The following is a 17,033-nucleotide window of genomic DNA, read 5'->3' on the forward strand; positions in this document are numbered from 1 at the left end:
GTTTGAACGTGTAAAAAAAAAGTCAACCTATATCAGTATAATACATACCACTACCAATTCCAATGGTTGAATGGGTTGAGCTGAAAAAAAAGTTATAATTATCGTGTCCACTCGTTTTTGTAGTGGTTGTCGAACCACTCTCAAAATTTTCAAGTATGTGGGAGTCCTTTTCAAGATTATCTAAAATACCATCATTATCATCATCTACATCACAACCATCTGGAACGCCATCTTGGTCGTTGTCATCGTTATCATCAAAACCATCACAAATATCTACGCTATTTAAAACGCCATCGTTATCATCATCACAATTCGGAGAAGAAACAGCACTATTTGTACTCGAAGTATTTCCTTGACCATTCCCAACAATCGTAGGGATACCATTTGCTGAGTTAACTGCCCCGTTTAAACGTAAAGAGGTTGCATCTATATCTGCTAAGGTTAGTGGAGTAGAATTATTACCTTCAAGTGCATCCGGACAACCATCTGCATCTGAATCGGTATCGAGGTAATTGAATACACCATCTTCATCGGTGTCGCAAGGTACATTTGCTTTTAAAGAAGAGATGGTTAATTTTTCGTAAGAACCTGAATTATCTCTTACATTATGGACAGGTAAAAAGTGGGTAATTACAAGACGATCTATTGGCTCGTTAAACTGAATGGAATAATCTATGTAATAATTATATAATATAGACTCTACAATAAGCTCTCCAGTATCATTGTAGGTTGTACTTAATTGACCTGAGGTTGTATTATCTATTGTTGGTGTAATTGCAGTAGTCCCTAAATAACCTACAATTCGAAGTCCCTCTCTGTAAGGGTTATCACTACTACTAGAATATGAGTAATCATCGTCACTCGATATATTAGTAAAGGTAAAGTTTACGTTTTGTAAAGGACCTGAATTGAAATTATATTCTATTAGGCTTTCTGGACTAGGCTCTGATCCAAAAAGTTTTGTTCTATCTAATTCTAATGTATTGTCTGTTTTAATTTTAACTGCAGTAGGTAGAGAGGCTGTTATAGTATAATCTAATACTTTACCAGTAGCAGTATGGGTGTATGAAAAATTTTCTGGAGCAGCAGAAAATTGAGTATTTGCTGAAATTACAGGTACCTTTGCCTGATAATAAGGCAACACGGTTGTATTATAATTTAAACATTCATTTATATTTAAAATACCATCATTATCAATATCATCATCGCAACCATCTGGCACACCATCTAAATCTTCATCTACACTATCATCAAAACCCTCACAAATATCTGAACTATTAATTACTCCGTCTTTATCATTATCACATTCCGAACTCTGAATTGCATTATTAGCACTAGACCCTGAGAGTTGACCTACTAATTGATCTGAAACATTGTTGGGTACTCCAGTTGCATTAACACTTCCAGTTAACCTACCATTAGTATCTATATTAGTTAATGTTATTGCTTCATCTCCTTCTAGTGCATCCGGACACCTATCGCTATCTGAATCATTATCTAAGCTATTGATAAAACCATCTCTATCTGTATCTTGAGCAACTTGAACAGCAAAATTTGCGTAATCAGATGAACCGAATGATTGAGTTAAACTTGTACTATACTCAATTTTAATATAATCTGAAGGAATTTTTGAAACAATATCGAAGCTAGCATCTGTACTAGCAGAAGAACCCGTAATTGTTATAGTATTTCCTGTAACCACAATAGTGGCATTTGCAGAAGATAATACCTCCCATACATTTACATTTGGTAATACATTGGTAGCTGTAAAAACAAACTGATCTGTAGTTCTAATTTGTGAATTTCCGTGAGTACCTCCTGTAGAAAACCTAGTAAGGGTTGGTATTGAAGAACTAATAGAAGTATTTATAAAAGTATCATTTGGATCATTACTACCATATAAATATAACTCAAATTGAAGATTACCTCCATAAATATCTAAAGTACCATCCGAACTATTCGAGAACAGTTGTGGTGGAGATATTACAACATCATAGTTAATTCTTGAATAATCTGTAAAAAACTCAAACGTTTCTGGTGGAGAATTTGTATACATTGAACTGAGTCCGGTATCAAAATCCACCTTCTTAAAACTAGCATCTTCCAAATCTAGAATCCCATCATTATCATCATCTAAATCACATCCATCTGGTACACCATCGTTATCAAAATCTATAGTATCATTAAAACCAGGACATACATCTATCCCATCTAAAACACCATCATTATCATCATCATCATCATCACATATAAAATCTACAGATGCTCCAATTGCTTGCCCTAAGGTTTGGTTTGCAATAAGGTTTGGCAGTCCGTTTGTTACTACTGCTCCTGTAATCTTTCCGTTTGTATCTAAATTTGCTGTAATTATATTGGTGTCGCCACCTTCTAAAGCATCAAAACAACCATCGTTATCTGAATCTAGATCGAGGTTATCTGAAATTCCGTCTGCATCCGAATCTTTATTAAAAAGTAATGCTACAGAAGCACTTACAGCCCCAGAACCAACTGTGTTATTTCCTTCTAACTCCACAAGCACCTCATCTAGAGGTATATTGGCAACAATAGTGTATGAAGCACTACCTATGGTTACTGCTGATATTCGAATACTATTTCCAGAAACTGTAATAATAGCGTTTGAAGAAGATACTACCTGCCAAACATTAGTACCAGTAGCAACATTAGGAGCTGTAAAAATTAAGGTTCCTCTTTTGTTTGAAAGTCTACTTCTACCACTAGTAAAACGAGGAACTGTAGGTTTTTCGAAACTTAGAGTACTACCAAAGGTATTTCCTGCACTCGAATTTGAAAGTTCAAATAATAAACTATAGTGATTTGACCATTCTGTTGATATTGAAAGCCCTCCTGTTGTTCCTCCTGTTCTTACTGGAGCAGAAATTGATACCTCATTTCGAACAGGAACTCCGTCTTTATATGTAAAGTCAGATTTTCTTGAAATTGCATTGCTTCCTAACTTATTCCAAAAATCTATGGTACCAAACCCGACACGGCGCCAAAGGCTTTCATTAGTATCTAAAATACCATCGTTATCATCATCTATATCGCAGCCATCTGGTATTCCGTCATTATCTACATCAGCAGAGTCGTCGAAACCAGGGCACTGATCGGCACTATCTAACACCCCATCATTATCATCATCATCGCTACAATCAGGATCTAAAGCACCTGAATTTAGAGCAGTTCCTATAGCTTGCCCTAAAGTTTGGTTTGCAACATTATTTGGTACACCAAAAGCGTCTACAGCTCCTGTAAGTCTGCCGTTGGCATCTAAATTAGTAAGTGTAAAACTCTCGGCTCCTTCTGTAGCATCAAAACAACCATCATTATCTGCATCATTATCAAAACTATTTGGGGTGCCATCAGTATCGAATTCTTGGCACAATTGCAAGCCTATTACTGCCATTAAATCTGAACTAGCAGAGCTTGAATTGTTCTTGTGCTCTACCCTAACTATGTCTATTGGGTATTTAGCAGCAATATTAAATGCTGGTTCTAAACTAGTGCTTGTTCTTGTAACTGTTACCGTATTTCCGTTAACTACCACAGTGGCGTTAGAAGAAGAAACAACTTCCCATACGTTTGCAGCTGAGGGCTCATTAGATGCTGTTAGCGTAAAAATATTTACTTTATTATCATACAAAGAAGAATCATTATAAGAAGTAAAAATAGGTGTTCTTGCCACAGAAAAAGATAGATCTGTTGCGAAGGCATCACCATTTGTGTATCCGTCTTCATCCATAAAAACAAGATGACCTTCTCTAGAACCTAAAAATATATCTGAGGGGGTTCCTGCAGTAACTATAGGTGCAGATACAGTAGTAGCTGTTGCAAAATGGGAAGCATTGTTATAGGGCGAAATCGTAACCGATGACTGACCGACCACTAAAGCTTCTCGAACATATATATAGTCATCTAAAACTGGATCGTATACATAATCATTCCGTTCATAATCAAAACCAGAAAAAGATACTAATTTTGGATTGCATTCTACCACATCTAAAATACCATCGTTATCATCATCTAAATCTGTATCATTACACACTCCATCTCCATCAAAATCATCACCTGGCGCAGTCCCCCCAACAGTACCAGCGCAAGCAAAGGCAGTTGCTGTACTTTTTAAGTTATGAGAAACCAAAGGCTCATCCTCTTTAAATTCTTTTGGAGCTTTCTGAGCAGTATCTGAATTATTTTTACTTTAGAAAAATAGGCACTAATCTTTACCAAATAGTTTATTGGTAAAACTGAGTTACTCTTAAGACTCACAGTTTCAGCAGCCATTAAAGGTGTAGAATATAAAAATAATGTAGTGACAAAAAAACTAGGGAAAGGAGGTGTTTTTTCATAATCTATTTTTTCAAGGCTTAAATACTACTTTTATTGTTTTGATAAAGAGTAAATTTAGCTTTGTATATTTATGTACAAAAATATAAAAAATTGTACGAGTAAAGTCAAGTATAAAACCTTGTTGATAATCAAGGGGTTGATTAACAGTTTTTTAGCTAAAAAATATTCGATAAAAGCACTTAACTAATAGATGAATGGAACTAAAGAGAGGATGAATGTAAGTGAAAAATTAGTAAAATATATGATTAAATTAAAATTACTATTTTGATAATTAAATAGTTAGAAGATACTTCAAATCATATGACGAATTAGAATAATATTTAAAATTAATCTAAATTGTTATATCTCTTTTTTAAAATAGTATTATTAAAATATGGATAATAAATTGTAAAATAAAAAGTGACCCCAACTGATGAATTCTCTGACTTTATTGAAGATTTTAGGAGCATTTTATTATTCAAGTTTTGACCACTAAAACCGACCAAAAAAAATTATTCCCAAGGATAAAAAATTATTCTTGGGAATAAATCGTGACCTCAGAAGGACTCGAACCTTCAACCGTCAGAGCCGAAATCTGATATTCTATCCAATTGAACTATGAGGCCATTTTATATATGTTATTGTGTGAGTTGTTTTTTTACTATGGATGAAATTAATTTTCCGTCTGCTTGTGCACCTATTTTACTTTGTACAACGCCCATAACTTTTCCCATATCTTTCATTCCCTGAGCATTTATGTCTGTTATTGTAGCGTTTACGAAATCTGTAATTTCCTCCTCAGAGAGTGCAGTAGGTAAAAACTCCTCTAAAATAGCTACTTCTGCAAGTTCAGGTGTTGCTAAATCTTCTCTACCCTGTTGTAAAAAAACGGCAGCACTATCTATTCGTTGTTTCACTTGCTTTTGAATAATTTTAATTTCTTGCTCGTTGGTTAATTCTTTTGGTACTCCAGAGGCTGTTTTAGCTAATAAAAAGGCAGACTTTACAGCTCTTAGAGCTTGTAAGGCTATGGTGTCTTTAGACTTCATTGCCTCTTTCATTTTATTCATTACTTGTTGTTGTAAACTCATGGTTATTTATTTTTATTTTTTTTTAATTTCTTTATATACAACACCTCTTGATTATAATCTATTAAAGCCTTTGATTTGTGTAAAATATCGGCTCCAATGATGCCATGTACTTCTTTTGCGTTGTGTTGGTTTAAAGCTGTATTTACATGAGATAAATCAAATAACACAATATGCGATTTATCTGTTTGCCATTTTCCTATTTGTAAGACATTGTTTTTGGCTACTTGTGTTTCCATATCTGTTGCACCTGCGCCAGCAGCTTTTGTTTCACTCTCTTCTGCCAGTAGATTAAAATACTGAATTAAATTTGAAGCTACACAAGTATTTGAAGCACCAGTATCTAAAATAAAACGTCCTTTAATTCCATTTATTTTTACTTTTAACTGGAAATGATTGGTTGCTATTTTTTTTAATGGAATTTTAAAATACTTTTTCTTTTTTAATAATTTTCTAAGAGATTTCATATAAAAAACTGAAATTCAAAAATACAATATATAGTTTCATCATAAAAATATTAGATTCATTTTAAGAAATTTTTACAATTGATTATTAAAAACATATACTTGTAAGAAAATTTTTTAGCTAACTATTCAACTTTAAAGTTGATAGAAAACTAACTATTATTCAAAAAAAAACCTATTTCAATAAAAGAAATAGGTTTTTAAGTTTAGTGTTGTTATTTTTTATCCTCCGAAATCATCGAAACGGATATTTTCATCTGAAATTCCGAAGTCTTCTCCCATTTTTTGAACAGCTTTGTTCATTAATGGTGGCCCACAGAAATACAACTCAATATCTTCTGGAGATTCATGATGATTTAAGTAGTTTTCTATAACACAATTATGAATAAAACCTACAAATCCGTCTCCTTCTTCGTCGTTGATATCTTTTTTTACTTTCCAATTATCTTCCTCTAAAGGTTCTGAAAGTGCTAAATAAAATTTAAAGTTAGGAAAATCTTTTTCTAAAGCTCTAAAGTGATCTATATAAAATAATTCTGCTTTTGAACGTCCACCATACCAATAGGTTACTTTTCTACCAGTTTTAATAGTTCTAAATAATTGGTATAAATGAGAACGCATTGGTGCCATTCCTGCTCCTCCACCAACGTATAACATTTCTGCATCTGATTCATTTATGAAAAACTCTCCATAAGGACCAGAAATTACACACTTGTCACCTTTTTTTAAATTGAAAATGTAAGACGATGCAACACCAGGATTAACATCCATCCATCCACCTTTTGCTCTATCGAAAGGAGGAGTTGCTATACGAACATTTAGCATAATTTCTCTACCTTCTGCTGGGTAAGAAGCCATTGAATAAGCTCTTTCTACAGTTTCGGTATTTTTCATGACCAATGGTCTAAGATTGAACTTATTCCATTCTGCCTCAAACTTATCTGGCCTGTCATGCTCTTCTGGGTGAGCAGTAATATCCATATCTGAGAATTTTACTTCACAAGGAGGAATTTCTATCTGAATGTAACCTCCTGCTTTGTAGCCCATATCTTCGGGAATTTCTACAACAAATTCCTTAATAAAAGAAGCTACATTATAGTTTCTCACCACAACAGCATCCCATTTTTTAATTCCGAATACCTCTTCTGGTATCGAAATATCCATGTCTTGCTTTACTTTAACTTGACATGCTAATCGTATACCATTTTTTAGTTCTTTACGTGTAAAGTGAGGAGTTTCTGTTGGTAATGCCTCTCCACCACCAGAATTTACATGACACTCACACTGAACACATGAACCACCTCCACCACATGCTGATGGTAAAAATATTTTTTCTGCACCCAATGTCGTTAGAAGTGTGCTACCTGAAGCCACTTCTATTTTACGTTCTCCATTGATGGTTAATGTTACCGGACCCGATGGAGATAGTTTTTGTTTTACAAATAATAATAATGTAACTAGTAATAACACTATTGCTAAAAAAGCTGCTACTGTTGCTATAATAGTTCCTGTAGTACCTGCTGCTAATATCATATTTACTGCTTGTTTGTATGTAAGTTATCGCTTAAAACTTCGGTTGTATTCTCTTCTACTTGTTCTTTGGGAATTTCTTTGCTAACAGCTACAACTTTTGTTTCTTTCTTCTCTTCATCACCACCTGTTAACATTCCTCCAAAACTCATAAAACCAATGGCCATTAAACCAGTAATAATAAAAGTAATTCCAAGACCTCTTAAGGCTGGAGGCACACTTGAATATCTTATTTTTTCCCTAATTGCTGCAATAGCTAAGATTGCCAAAAACCATCCTATACCAGATCCAACACCGTAAGTTAAAGATAACCCTATAGTTGGTATTTCTCTAGATTGCATAAATAAACTACCTCCTAAAATGGCACAGTTTACTGCAATTAAAGGTAAAAAGATACCTAATGAATTATACAATGATGGTGAAAACTTTTCTACAATAATTTCTACCAATTGTACCATTGTAGCAATGGTTGCAATAAACATAATGAAAGATAAAAAGCTTAAGTCGTAACTTGCATACTCTTCTCCTAACCAAGCAAGAGCTCCTTCTTGTAAAATATACTGATCTAATAACCAGTTTAAAGGTACTGTTACCGCTAAAACAAAAATTACGGCAGCTCCCAAACCTACTGCAGTTGCTACTTTTTTAGATACCGCAAGGTAAGAACACATTCCTAAAAACGTGGCAAATACCATGTTGTCTATAAATATCGACTTAAAAAATAATTCTAAATGTTCCATATTATCTTATTTCTAGTTTTTAATTTATTATTCTATACTTGAATGATATTAAAAACTAATTTTAATTTTCTTCTATTAATGCTTTATTTCTGCTACGTTGTACCCAGATAATTAAACCAACTACTATTAATGCCATTGGAGACAATAACATAAACCCATTGTTTTCGTATCCGAAGGCGTACAAACCAGTTTTTTCTATAGGATCTCCCAACACTTTAAAACCTAGTAACGTTCCTGAACCCAACAGTTCTCTAAAGAAACCAACTAAAATTAAAATTGCTCCGTAACCTACTGCGTTTCCGATACCATCTAAGAAAGACCTCCATGGTCCGTTTCCTAACGCAAAAGCCTCAAAACGTCCCATAATAATACAGTTGGTAATAATTAAACCTACAAAAACAGAGAGCGTTTTACTAAGTTCATAGGCAAAAGCTTTTAAAACTAAATCTACAATAATTACAAGTGTAGCTACTACTATTAGCTGAACAATAATTCTAATTTTTGAAGGAATAATATTTCTCATTAACGAGATAATTACATTTCCAACTCCTAAAACAAACAGCACAGAAACAGACATTACTATAGAAGCTTCTAATTCTGCAGTAATTGCTAATGCAGAACAAATTCCTAAAACCTGAATTGTAATTGGGTTATTATCCGTTAGCGGATCTGTAATTAATTTTGTATCTTTTTTTGAAAGTAGTGCCATCTTAGTTCGTCTTTTTTAAATTTTGAAAGTATGGTAAATACAACTTTAAATCTTTTTTTATCATTGCAGATACACCGTCTCCTGTTATTGTAGCACCTGCAATTGCATCTACTTCGAAATCGGTTTTATCTTCATTTTTAGGATCGTTATTTCCTTTAGCAACTGTAATTCCTTTAAAATTACCATTTTCATCTAAAAGGTGTTCTCCAATAAAATCATCCATAAAATAACGTTGCTTAATATTGGCTCCCAAACCTGGTGTTTCTCCTTTATGGTCGAAATAAGCTCCTTTTACAACCATGTTTTCGTCTAAAGCAACATAACCCCAAATAGCATCCCATAAACCTTTACCTCTTATTGGAGCTACATAAAAGGTATTGCCTTCTTTTTCTCCAATAAATAATGGTAACTTTCTAACTTTGCCATTTTTTGCAGCTGCTTGTTCTTTTTTAACATCAATTAAATATGCATTGTCATTTTCTGTAACCTTATCGCCTTCGATAACAAGTTGCTTTTTAATGTATTTTGCAAACTCTGTTCCTGCAACAGATGTTGCTACAAATTTTGCACTAGAGGCATCGTTTTCATTGATACCCATAGCGTATAAAATATTTTGTTGCTTTTCAATTCTTTTATTTTCATCAATATTTGGCTTTAATGATGATGCAAAAAAGGCCAACAAAGATCCAACAATTAACACCATTACAATGGCAAAAATCATCGTATATAAATTACTATCTGTTTTATTACTCATAATTAAGCAGTTTTTACTTTAGCACGTTTTAATCTTTTCTTTACATTTCCTTGAACTACGTAATGATCTATTGTTGGTGCAAAAACATTCATTAACAAAATAGCTAAGAAAACTCCTTCTGGATATGCTGGGTTGAAAACACGAATCATGATAGAGATAAAACCTATTAAAAATCCGTAAATCCATTTTCCTTTGTTGGTTTGAGAACCTGTAACTGGGTCAGTTGCCATAAAAACAGCACCAAATGCTAAACCTCCAATGGTTAAATGTTCCCACCATGCAGTACTCATTAAACCATAAAACTTACTTGATTCCGTAATAATATCTGCGGCAACTACTTGATTAAAAATTAGTCCCATAACTGCTGCACCAATAAATGTTGATAGTATAATTCTCCAACTTCCTATTTTGGTGAAAATTAAAATAGCTGCTCCTACTAAAATTAAAAATGTAGAAGTTTCTCCAACAGAACCTGGTATAAAGCCCATAAACTTATCGAATGTAGAATATACTACTTCTTGGTTTTGAGCATAGCTACCTAAAATAGTTTCTCCAGAAATGGCATCGGCAGTTCCTGTTCTATTAACTGCATCGTATACCCAAACTTTGTCTCCAGACATCCAAGTTGGATAAGCAAAAAACAAGAATGCTCTTATGGTTAAAGCAGGGTTTAAAATATTCATTCCTGTACCTCCAAAAACTTCTTTACCAATAACTACTCCAAAAACTACGGCAACTGCCAACATCCATAATGGTGTATCTACTGGCACAATTAATGGTACCAACATACCAGTAACTAAATAGCCTTCTTCTACTTCATGCCCTTTAATAACAGCAAAAATAAATTCTACAATTAGTCCTGCACCGTAAGAAACAATTACTAACGGCAAAACTTTAATTATACCAATCCAAAGATTATCGAAAGTAAAAAAGTTAGCAAGCACATCTGCTCTTAAAGAGTTGTCTATAGCTGCATAATGCTGGTATCCGGCATTGAACATACCGAACAACAAACACGGAATTAAAGATACAATTACAATATTCATTGTACGTTTTAAATCGTCTGCTGCTTTAATATGAGTACCTCCGTGAGTTACTTCATTTGGTAAGTATAAAAAAGTATGAATTGCATTAAATGCTGGCGCCATTTTAGTGCCTCTATACTTTTCTTTTAAATTGTGTAAGTTTTGTTTTAAGCCCATAATTTTATCCTAATTCTTCTCTCATTAAGTCTAAACCTTCTCTAATTATTTTCTGATGAGGTTGTTTAGAAACACAAATAAATTCTGTTAAAGCAAAGTCTTCAGGAGCAATTTCATAACCTCCTAAAGCTTCCATTTCATCTAAATCTTTATACATAAATGCTTTTAGTAATTGCATTGGATATATGTCTAAAGGAAATACTTTTTCATAAGAACCCGTTACTACAAATGCTCTGTGTTCTCCATTAGTATTTGTATTTAAATCGTACTTTTTATTTGGAGTTAACCACGAAAAAGTTAATGCTCGTGAAGTAGATATTTTGTTAAAGATTGGTTTATTCCATCCAAAAAACTCATAATCATTTCCTTCTGGTATTGCTGTTACTTGGTTATCAAAATACCCTAAAAAACCGTCTTTCTTTACAGCTGTTCCCGACAAAACATTACCGCTAATAATTCTTGTATTGTCATCCTGTAAATTATCTGCAGTAACATCTGCTATGGCTGCTCCGGCAATTACAGAAACATAAGAAGGGTTTTTAAATTGAGAACCTGTTAAAGCTACAGTTCTTTTTAAATTTAATTTACCTGTTAATAACAACTCTCCTATTACAACCAAATCTTGTGGTGTAACTACCCAAACAACTTCTCCTTTATTAATAGGATCTACATTTGCAATAAGTGTACTTACGTTTCCTGATGGATGTGGACCAGAAACTGTATGTAGTGTTACATCTTTCAAATCATTGAAAGGAGATGATACATTTTTACCTACAGAAACATGAACTGCACCTTCGGTAAGCTTAGAAACAGCAGAAAGTGCTGCTTGTAATTCTGCTTCTTTACCAGCTAAAGTGTAGGCTAAATCTGCAGCTAATGGCGCAGTTGGATAACCAGAAACAAAAATTGCCTTAGGCGTTTGGTTTGGATTTGCAACAACATCATAAGGACGCTGTTTTATAAAAGGCCAACAACCAGATGCTAATAAGTGATTTTTCACTTCTTCTGCTGATAGTTTCGCAACATCTTTACTACCAAAATCTGCATATTCTTGGGTTGGAGTTGCAGCTATTTTAATTGCTAAAACCTTTCTTCTTTCTCCACGAACAACCTCTACAACTTTACCAGAAACAGGACTCGGAAATAAAATTCGATCATCACTTTTTGAATAAAAAAGTGAAGTTCCTGCTTTTACTTCGGTACCTTCTTTTGCGGTAAGTTTTGGTGTAATTCCGTGAAAATCTTCTGGCATTACTGCGTAAATACTACTATTAGAAACTAATTTTGTAGTCTTCTCTGCAGCGCCAACAAGCTTAATATCTAAGCCTTTTTTAATACGAATGTCTTTTGACATAGTAAATTGGAATATTTAGTTATCTTAAAAATCGATGCAAAAATAATGGTTTTAAAGAGCATTTTAAATACAAATCTCTTATATATTAGTTAAAAATAGCTTATTTATAACAATTATAAATAACAAAATATCATTTTGATAATTTAGATATTTTTTTGGCTCGAAATTTGACATTTATCAAAAATGATTGATACTTTTACAATATGTCAAAAAAATTACTTTTACTAATAACCTTATTATTTGCCTTACAACATCATAGTCAAATAATTAAAACAATCCAACTAAGACCATTACAAGAAAATTCGTTTTCGGCAATTGTTCCTCTTGGCACCACCCTACAACTATCTTTTGATGACTTGGAGGCAGATAGCAAAGAATATCAATATAAAGTAGAGCATATGACCCACGATTGGCAAAAAAGTAGATTGTTGGCCAGTCAGTATATAGATGGCTTTCAACAAAACGCTATCATAAACATGACAAATTCTTTTAACACATTGCAAAACTACACGCACTATTCTGTAGAAATTCCAAACATTAATACCGTAATTACTAAAAGTGGTAATTACCTTCTTTCTGTATTAGATGCCTATGATGAAGTTATTTTTACCAGAAGATTTGTGCTTTATGAAAATGCGGCAACTATAGGTGTTACAGTAGAGCGAAGCAGAAACACCAAAACTTTAAACTCGCAACAAACCATTCAGTTCTCAATCAATCACCCTAAAATAACTATTAATAATCCAAATTTAGAGGTTAATGCAGTGATTATTAAAAATAATAATTGGAACGAAATAATTAGCAATTTACAGCCAACATTTTTTAAACCGAAACAACTTGCATACACCTATACAAATAAAACAAATTTTTGGGGAGGAAATGAATACCTAAACTTCGACAGTAAAATTATTCGTAATAAAAGTTTGAACATTGTAAAAATTGAGCGCAAAAATATTTTTCATCATTACATTTATCCTTTTGAATACAACGAACTAATAAACTACAGTTATAATCCTGATATTAATGGGCAATTTGTAATTAGAACATTGGAAGGAAGAAACAACAATACCGAAGCTGATTATGTGCTAATGCACTTTACGCTGTTAGCAGATGAACCTTTTAAAGAGGCTATTTACGTGTATGGAGCGTTTAACGATTTTAGCATTTCCGAAGAAAATAAAATGAAATACAACCCTAGCAAAAAAACATACACTGCAAAAATTTTATTAAAACAAGGCTTTTACAATTATACTTTTGCTTCAATTGAAAAAAATATACCCCTAAATACAAACAAAATAAATGGAAGCTTTTTTGAAACTGAAAACCAATATACTGTAATTGCATATTACAAACCTTTTGGTAGTTTATATGACAGAGTTATAGGAGTTGGAAACACTTTTTTTAATCAAAATGAGTAAAATAAATATTTCTAATTTGTAAATCAGCCTCTAAAAAACTACATTTACCTAATAATGGTACAGCAAATAACAAAAGACATACAAGTTTCTGTTCACACAAGCTTTCAAGGAAAAAGCTTTAAAGATAATGAACTCGTAAATATTTTTTCATATACTGTTACCATTGAAAACAAAGGCGAAGAAACTGTAAAATTAACCGACCGATTTTGGAGTATTTACGATGCATTAAACGGCGTAGAAATTGTAAGTGGCGAGGGCGTGGTAGGACAAACACCTGTAATTAAACCAAAAGATGTTTACACCTATAAATCTGGTTGCTTTTTAACTGCAGAAATCGGCGCAATGAAAGGTTTTTATACCATGATAAATTTAGATACTTTCAACCAATTTAAAGTTTACATTCCTAACTTTCAACTAACAAACCCTATCTTATCAAACTAAAAAAAACAAGTAAAAAACCAGCAACATCACAAAATTTAAACTGCTTAAATTGTGGACATCCATTAGCTATAAACGATAGATTTTGTGCAGATTGCGGACAAGCAAATAAAGGAGAATATATTAGCTTTAAAAATTTTATCTATGAAATTTTTAATGGCTTTTTCTCTTTTGATGCTAAGTTTTGGAAAACCATCATTCCGTTATTAACCAAACCCGGTTTGGTATCTAAGAACTTTGTAGAAGGAAAAAGAAACAGGTATTCGAACCCTTTCCGTTTTTACCTTACTATTTCTGTATTTTTCTTTTTAACGCTCGGTGTATCTATGAGTAAAAAGAAATTTGAAGCCTACAATAAAGCATATAAAGTTAGTAAAATTGATAGTCTAGCAACAAAAACTAATAACGATTCCATTAAAAAAGAAACTAAAACTGCAAAAATAAAGAATATTGAAGCGAAAGTTTCTGAACAAATTAACAACTTTATTGTTCCGTTACCTGATAATCTAAAAGACGAAATTATAAAAGAAGCGATTGAGAACAATCAAGATAGTTTAGCTATAAATATTGGCGATGGCAATAGCTTTTCTTTTGATGGACTTGGCAAATTAAGTTCATTTCATAAATACCAAAAAAAATATCCTAATCTAGAGGTTGATGAAGCGCTGGATAGCCTGGGATTTGAGAAAAATTTTAAAAATCGATTTTTATATACAAGAGTAGAAACGCTGACCTCTTTGGCTAAAAAAAATAACAGAGATAAGTTAATAAACGACTTATTGTCTTACGGATCAATTTCGCTTTTTATATTTTTACCATTATTTACACTGTTTCTAAAACTACTTTATATTCGAAGAAAACACACCTATGTAAATCATCTAATATTTGTATTTCACACCCAAACTGTATTTTTTATGCTATTAACTCTATTTACTATTGTAAATATTTTTACAAATATTTCGAATTTATGGGTACTGCTTTTACTTTTTTTAGTGTATTTATTTCTTGCTATGAAAAAATTTTATCAACAAGGATATCTTAAAACTACACTCAAATTTTTACTACTGAATATTGTATACATTCAAATGGCAAGTTTAGGTGTTGTTTTAGTTGCACTTCTTTCTTTTGCTCTCTATTAAAAACGCCATACAAATACACCCCTTTTTCTTAAAAGCTAAGTAATTAAGTTTCCTTAAAAAACTGCTACCTCTAAATTACTTAAAAAGGTAAAACACATTGCTAAAATGTAAAATACCACTTGTTTTATAAGTTTACTAACTCACAAATAAATTGTAACTTTGTTGTTCTTAATTAGTAGATGATAATTTAAAATAAATAAAATGACAAGAGGATTTTTTAATGTTCCGGTTGCAGTAAATGAGCCCGTAAAAAGCTATGCACCAAACTCTCCAGAAAAAAAAGAGCTTATAGAAACGTATAAATCTATGTACAATAGTAGTGTAGATGTACCAATGCATATAAATGGCGAAGAGGTAAGAACAGGTAACACCAAAAATATTACTCCTCCTCACGATCACAAACATGTAATAGGACAATATCATGTTGCAGAAAAAAAACATGTAGATGAGGCGATAGCAACAGCTTTAGCAGCCAGAGAGGCATGGTCTAGCGTTAGCTGGATGGAAAGAGCCACAATTTTTCTGAAAGCTGCCGAGCTATTAGCAGGACCATACAGAGCAAGAATGAATGCAGCAACAATGTTAGCACAATCTAAAAATGTGTTTCAAGCAGAAATTGATGCAGCCTGCGAAATGATAGATTTCTTTAAATTTAATGTACAATACATGACCGATATTTTTAAAGACCAACCTGCATCTGCACCTGGTATTTGGAACCGTGTAGAGTACAGACCTTTAGAAGGTTTTGTGTATGCTATTTCTCCTTTTAACTTTACTTCTATTGCTGCAAATTTACCAGCGTCTGCCGCATTAATGGGTAACGTAGTAGTTTGGAAGCCTTCAGACCATCAAGCATACTCTGCACAAGTTATTGTAGATTTGTTTAAAGAGGCTGGCTTACCAGATGGTGTAATAAATGTAGTTTACGGAGATCCAGTTATGATTTCTGACACTGTATTGGCTTCTCCAGATTTTTCTGGTTTACATTTTACTGGTTCTACAACAGTATTTAAAAACCTATGGAAACAAATAGGTAATAATATTCACAACTATAAAACCTACCCAAGAATAGTTGGAGAAACAGGTGGTAAAGATTTCATTTGGGCTCACAACTCATCTAATCCATTACAAGTTGCTACAGCAATAACCAGAGGTGCTTTTGAATATCAAGGTCAGAAATGTTCTGCTGCTTCTCGCGCATACATTCCTGCTTCTTTATGGAATGATGTTAAAAAACATTTAACTGCACAGGTAAATGAATTAAAAATGGGATCTCCAGAAGACACCTCAAACTTTATAAATGCCGTAATTCATGAAGGTTCTTTTGATAAAATTACAAAGTATATAGACGCAGCAAAAGCAGACTCAGATGCAGAAGTTATTTTGGGAGGAAACTACGACAAATCGGTTGGATATTTTATAGAACCAACCGTAATTTTAGCTAAATCTCCTACTTATGCAACCATGACTACAGAGTTATTTGGTCCTGTTATTACCATTTATATTTATGAAGATGCAGCATGGGAAGATTCCCTTAAATTAGTAGATGAATCTACCGAATATGCCTTAACTGGTGCTATTTTTTCTAAGGATAGATACATTGTAGAAAAAGCGTCTAAAGCATTAGAAAATGCCGCAGGTAACTTCTATATAAACGATAAACCAACAGGAGCAGTAGTAGGACAACAACCTTTTGGTGGTGCTAGAGCTTCTGGAACAAATGACAAAGCAGGCTCTGCTCAGAACTTATTACGTTGGACTTCTGTAAGACTTATAAAAGAAACCTTTGTGAGTCCCGAAGATTACAAATATCCGTTCTTAGGATAATTTGAATTAAAATCATAAAATAG

At 32.9% G+C, this 17,033-nt stretch carries 13 protein-coding genes and 1 tRNA gene; 4 read left to right on the top strand and 10 right to left on the bottom strand.

All coding sequences use genetic code 11. The annotated features are described in order from the left end of the window. Positions 1–22 precede the first annotated feature (22 nt). From WHD54_RS03860 to WHD54_RS03905, 10 genes are all read right to left on the bottom strand, one after another. Positions 23–4,159 carry a hypothetical protein gene (locus tag WHD54_RS03860; protein WP_088324490.1) on the bottom strand — a complete coding sequence of 1,379 codons (4,137 nt, stop codon included), beginning with the start codon at positions 4,157–4,159 and terminating at the stop codon, positions 23–25. 740 nt (positions 4,160–4,899) lie between these two features. Next, a tRNA-Arg gene (locus WHD54_RS03865) sits at positions 4,900–4,973 on the bottom strand. 12 nt (positions 4,974–4,985) lie between these two features. Further along, the gene (locus tag WHD54_RS03870) at positions 4,986–5,438 is read right to left on the bottom strand and encodes a GatB/YqeY domain-containing protein (RefSeq protein ID WP_088324489.1); all 453 of its coding nucleotides are present in this window, start codon (positions 5,436–5,438) and stop codon (positions 4,986–4,988) included. A 2-nt stretch (positions 5,439–5,440) separates the two neighbouring features. Then, positions 5,441–5,902, bottom strand: coding sequence for a retropepsin-like aspartic protease (locus tag WHD54_RS03875; protein ID WP_088324488.1), 462 nt, complete (start codon positions 5,900–5,902; stop codon positions 5,441–5,443). 219 nt (positions 5,903–6,121) lie between these two features. Further along, positions 6,122–7,432, bottom strand: a complete 1,311-nt coding sequence (nqrF, locus tag WHD54_RS03880; RefSeq protein WP_088324487.1) for an NADH:ubiquinone reductase (Na(+)-transporting) subunit F — start codon at positions 7,430–7,432, stop codon at positions 6,122–6,124. A gap of 2 nt (positions 7,433–7,434) precedes the next feature. Further along, the gene (nqrE, locus tag WHD54_RS03885; RefSeq protein WP_088324486.1) at positions 7,435–8,169 is read right to left on the bottom strand and encodes an NADH:ubiquinone reductase (Na(+)-transporting) subunit E; all 735 of its coding nucleotides are present in this window, start codon (positions 8,167–8,169) and stop codon (positions 7,435–7,437) included. Between the two features lie 61 nt (positions 8,170–8,230). Next, entirely contained in the window at positions 8,231–8,878 is a 648-nt protein-coding gene (locus tag WHD54_RS03890; protein WP_088324485.1) for an NADH:ubiquinone reductase (Na(+)-transporting) subunit D, read from the bottom strand. A 1-nt stretch (position 8,879) separates the two neighbouring features. Beyond that, entirely contained in the window at positions 8,880–9,632 is a 753-nt protein-coding gene (locus WHD54_RS03895; RefSeq protein ID WP_088324484.1) for a Na(+)-translocating NADH-quinone reductase subunit C, read from the bottom strand. A 2-nt stretch (positions 9,633–9,634) separates the two neighbouring features. Then, positions 9,635–10,834: an NADH:ubiquinone reductase (Na(+)-transporting) subunit B gene (locus WHD54_RS03900; protein WP_088324483.1), complete on the bottom strand. Its 1,200-nt coding sequence runs from the start codon at positions 10,832–10,834 to the stop codon at positions 9,635–9,637. 4 nt (positions 10,835–10,838) lie between these two features. Then, positions 10,839–12,188 carry a Na(+)-translocating NADH-quinone reductase subunit A gene (locus WHD54_RS03905; RefSeq protein ID WP_088324482.1) on the bottom strand — a complete coding sequence of 450 codons (1,350 nt, stop codon included), beginning with the start codon at positions 12,186–12,188 and terminating at the stop codon, positions 10,839–10,841. Between the two features lie 203 nt (positions 12,189–12,391). Between WHD54_RS03905 and WHD54_RS03910 the strand changes: the two genes are divergently transcribed. From WHD54_RS03910 to pruA, 4 genes are all read left to right on the top strand, one after another. Further along, the gene (locus tag WHD54_RS03910) at positions 12,392–13,606 is read left to right on the top strand and encodes a DUF5103 domain-containing protein (RefSeq protein ID WP_088324481.1); all 1,215 of its coding nucleotides are present in this window, start codon (positions 12,392–12,394) and stop codon (positions 13,604–13,606) included. 54 nt (positions 13,607–13,660) lie between these two features. Continuing rightward, positions 13,661–14,047, top strand: coding sequence for a Co2+/Mg2+ efflux protein ApaG (apaG, locus tag WHD54_RS03915; protein ID WP_088324480.1), 387 nt, complete (start codon positions 13,661–13,663; stop codon positions 14,045–14,047). 146 nt (positions 14,048–14,193) lie between these two features. Beyond that, on the top strand, positions 14,194–15,183 hold the full coding sequence (locus WHD54_RS03920; RefSeq protein ID WP_262502736.1) for a DUF3667 domain-containing protein: 990 nt from the start codon (positions 14,194–14,196) through the stop codon (positions 15,181–15,183). Between the two features lie 201 nt (positions 15,184–15,384). Further along, positions 15,385–17,010: an L-glutamate gamma-semialdehyde dehydrogenase gene (gene pruA / locus WHD54_RS03925; RefSeq protein ID WP_088324478.1), complete on the top strand. Its 1,626-nt coding sequence runs from the start codon at positions 15,385–15,387 to the stop codon at positions 17,008–17,010. The last annotated feature ends 23 nt before the right edge of the window (positions 17,011–17,033 follow it).

The organism is Polaribacter tangerinus (assembly GCF_038024095.1).
Classification (GTDB): domain Bacteria; phylum Bacteroidota; class Bacteroidia; order Flavobacteriales; family Flavobacteriaceae; genus Polaribacter; species Polaribacter tangerinus.